The sequence below is a fragment of the Photobacterium sp. OFAV2-7 genome (genome assembly GCF_022347985.1).
Classification (GTDB): domain Bacteria; phylum Pseudomonadota; class Gammaproteobacteria; order Enterobacterales; family Vibrionaceae; genus Photobacterium.
In genome coordinates this window covers 1-3,676 of sequence record NZ_JAKRFQ010000513.1, presented here as the reverse complement: position 1 = coordinate 3,676, position 3,676 = coordinate 1, and the positions used below count along the sequence as shown (strand labels likewise).

The 3,676-nt window shown below is 48.4% G+C and carries 4 protein-coding genes; 3 read left to right on the top strand and 1 reads right to left on the bottom strand.

Annotated features, from left to right (window positions below):
- Positions 1 to 458, top strand: a 458-nt coding sequence (locus MHN01_RS20030) for a putative PEP-binding protein (RefSeq protein ID WP_304622879.1), incomplete at its 5' end; no start/stop codon positions are given.
- Between the two features lie 40 nt (positions 459 to 498).
- Positions 499 to 1,008: a PTS glucose transporter subunit IIA gene (gene crr / locus MHN01_RS20025; protein ID WP_075763865.1), complete on the top strand. Its 510-nt coding sequence runs from the start codon at positions 499 to 501 to the stop codon at positions 1,006 to 1,008.
- A 118-nt stretch (positions 1,009 to 1,126) separates the two neighbouring features.
- On the opposite strand, the gene MHN01_RS20020 is transcribed toward crr, so the two are convergent.
- Positions 1,127 to 2,023, bottom strand: coding sequence for a Dyp-type peroxidase (locus MHN01_RS20020; RefSeq protein WP_239412986.1), 897 nt, complete (start codon positions 2,021 to 2,023; stop codon positions 1,127 to 1,129).
- A 169-nt stretch (positions 2,024 to 2,192) separates the two neighbouring features.
- Here MHN01_RS20020 and MHN01_RS20015 point away from each other — a divergent pair.
- A partial coding sequence (locus MHN01_RS20015) for a GGDEF domain-containing protein (protein WP_239412984.1) occupies positions 2,193 to 3,676 on the top strand: 1,484 nt, incomplete at its 3' end.

The following is a 3,676-nucleotide window of genomic DNA, read 5'->3' as shown; positions in this document are numbered from 1 at the left end:
TTGAAATCGGTGTAATGGTTGAAACACCAGCTGCGGCAGCGATTGCTCACCACCTGGCCAAAGAAGTTGCCTTCTTTAGTATTGGTACTAACGACTTAACCCAGTATACTCTTGCAGTTGACCGTGGTAATGAGCTGATTTCTCACTTGTATAACCCGCTATCACCCGCTGTACTGAATGTGATTAAGCAAGTAATTGATGCTTCTCACAAAGAAGGTAAGTGGACAGGTATGTGTGGCGAGCTTGCTGGTGACGAACGTGCTACCCTATTGCTACTAGGTATGGGGCTGGACGAATTCAGCATGAGCGGGATTTCAATTCCACGCATTAAGAAAGTTATCCGAAACGCTAACTTTGCTGATGTTAAAGCTATGGCAGAACAAGCGCTTGCGATGCCAACAGCAGCTGAAATCGAAGCACACGTAGAAAAATTCATCGCAGAAAAGACCATCTGCTAATATAGCTGCAGATAGAATAACAACGCTTAGGAGCAACGATATGGGTCTGTTTGACAAATTGAAGAAGCTGGTTTCTGATGACAACAACGAAGCTGGTGCAATCGAGATTATTGCACCACTTTCTGGTGAAATCGTAAACATCGAAGATGTGCCAGATGTTGTTTTCGCAGAGAAAATCGTTGGTGATGGTATCGCTATCAAACCTGCTGGCAACAAAATGGTTGCACCAGTAAACGGTACTATCGGCAAGATCTTTGAAACTAACCACGCTTTCTCTATTGAGTCCGACGATGGTATCGAACTATTCGTTCACTTCGGTATCGACACAGTTGAACTGAAAGGTGAAGGATTCACTCGTATCGCCGAGGAAGGCCAAACTGTTAAAGCTGGCGACACAGTCATCGAATTCGACCTAGCTCTTCTAGAAGAGAAAGCGAAATCAACTCTGACTCCTGTTGTTATCTCTAACATGGACGAAATCAAAGAGCTAAACAAGCTTTCTGGCGCAACGACTGTGGGTGAAACTCCAGTACTACGCATCAAAAAGTAAGGCTATTTAGTCTTTGTAAAAAACGCAGCCCTTGGGCTGCGTTTTTTTATACCTGAGAGTCCGGGCTCTCATTCCAACAGCGAGAGGCTCCCCCTCGCTGTCTGATTGGAAGCAGGCCCTACAGGCTTTGTAACATCTCGGCCGACGGTGCGAAGAAGTAAGCTCCAGATACCGCTTTGGTAAACCGTAGCATCGTATCTGTCTTGCCGTCTGTCTCTCCGTACATGCTCTCCAGCATGGCTTTGAAGTTATGCTGAGTGTGGCAGTAAGCGATAAACAACAGGCCGTGGTCACCGGTCACCGTACCATACGGCAGGCTATGGCGTACGATCTTCAGGCCCTTGCCTTCTTCTTTGATATCGACACGGCCAACGTGAGAGTTTGCCGGTACATCATCCAGTTCAATGGAATCAGGTTTGGTACGGCCAATCACCTTCTCCTGGGCCTCGACACTAAGACGGTGCCACGCAGGTAAGTTGTGGACAAAGCGCTGGACCATCACAAAGCTACCGCCGGCAAAATCACCCTCTTTGATCAGTGCAACATCACTGCGTGACTCCAGGGTTTTTGGGTTTTCCGTGCCATCAATAAAGTCAGTCATGTCACGGGAATCCAGGTACTTATAACCATAGGTCTCATCGAGTACTTCGACAGCGTCAGCAATCGGCTGCAAGAACTGGCGCAGTACATAGAAATTCAAGTCATGGCGGCTAGAATTCACATGCAGAAGAAGATCGCCACCGGTAGACGGAGCCGTTACCTCACCCTCACCCAAGGGACGAAAATCGTCAAACTCGGCAGGAGTTCCCTTATCGAGGGATTGCCAGAAGGACTTGCCAAAAGCGACACTTGCACGCAAGTTTGCATCTGCCTGCTGTTCATTCAACGTTGCCAGGCTCTGGTGAAGGCTCTGACACTGCTGAATAACCGCTCGCTTATCTCCTACAATCTTCATAACGACATACAGGGCAAAAGGGCCGGCTTCCGGCAAGATTGCAGGTTGTGCGATAGCCATATTATTCTCCTAATTAGCCAATATTCTAAAAAACATTTGATTTTATCGCGCTTCTATAGCCCGAACTTGATCATGGTCATTGCTCTCATTAAATCACATCCCCTCTTTACTTCACCGCATTAGTTCACCAAAATTGGCTCCGGACAAAATAAACCAGCAGTTGCATATTGTGAAAATAATTCCATCCCTGCTTCTCTCCATATACCTGATGATACTCGCGATGCCTGCAGCGGCACTCGAAAGTGTCTCACTGCAATTGCGCTGGCTGCATCAGGCGCAGTTTGCCGGGTTTTATATGGCAAAGGAAAAAGGCTTCTATCACGATGCCGGGCTGGATGTATCCATTAAAGCTGGCGGCAACAACAAAGTCCCCATCAAGGAAGTGCTAGAGAAAAAAGCTGAATTTGGTGTCGGCAACACCGAGGTACTCGTCGCCTACGGACACGGTTTTCCTCTCACAGCGCTCGCTGCCATTTTCCAGAACTCCCCGTCAGTTCTCGTCGCCAAAGCCAACAGTGATATTCAAACTATTCATGATTTAGTCGGTAAACGAGTGATGATGTTCTCGGGAACCGAGGATGCAGAGCTAATTGTACTACTATCTCGCAATAACATCGCGCTGTCTGATCTTGAACAGGTAACAACTTCCGCCAATATCGATGATTTACTCAACGATCAGGTTGACGTGTTTAACGGCTACCTCACCAACGAACCCTTCTATTTGCAGGAACACGGTGAACAAGCACTGATATTCAGCCCTGCTGAATACGGGGTTAATTTTTATAGCGATGTGATCTTTACCCACCAGGACTTTGCCGACAGCAACCCCGAAACCGTTGAGCGCTTTCTCAGCGCCAGCCTGCAGGGCTGGTATTATGCGCTCACCCATCTTGATGAGACCCTTGATGTTATAGAGCAGCAATACCACCCTCAGAAATCCCGGGCGAACCTGGCTTACGAGCTGGAAACGGCAGCACAACTGATCATGCCCGAGCTGATCGAAATTGGCCATATGAACCCCAACCGCTGGCAAACTATCGCCGACGAGCTGGCCAAGCTCAATATCATTCCTACCACCACCCTAGACAGCCACTTCCTCTATCCACTCCGTACTGAACTTACCTGGCAAGATATTAAGCTGTGGATACAGCTGGGAGCACTGCTGCTGTTCGTCACATCATTGGCTGCCGGGTACTTCTCTTATGTCAACCGCCAGCTCAAACTGGAAATTTCTCGGCGGATAGAGGCAGAGAAGAAAGCCGAGGAGATGGCCAGAAAAGATACCCTGACCGGCATCGCCAACCGCTATGCCCTGATCGAAGAGCTACATCGCGTCGTCAATGGGATCAAGCCGCGACAAGCCAACCCGGCCTTGCTATTTATCGATCTTGATGATTTCAAGCGGGTCAATGATACCTACGGACACCATGCCGGCGACCGGGTACTGCAGCAGTTTTGTTTTCGAATTGACGCTTTGCTCACTGACGGGCAAAGTTTTTTTTCCCGGCTCGCGGGTGATGAGTTTGTGATTTTGCTCAATACTACTTCCAAAAGCGATGCCAGAGAGCTGGTGGAAAAGATTTCATCGGTTGCCCGCAAAATATTTACCGTTGGCCCCCACAAAATCCAAATCGGTGCCAGCGTGGGTATCAC

What these genes read in the sequence shown, in the direction of transcription:
- crr (WP_075763865.1), top strand. Translation starts at nt 499, where the DNA reads ATGGGTCTGTTTGACAAATTGAAGAAGCTGGTTTCTGATGACAACAAC.
- MHN01_RS20020 (WP_239412986.1), bottom strand. Translation starts at nt 2,023, where the DNA reads ATGGCTATCGCACAACCTGCAATCTTGCCGGAAGCCGGCCCTTTTGCC.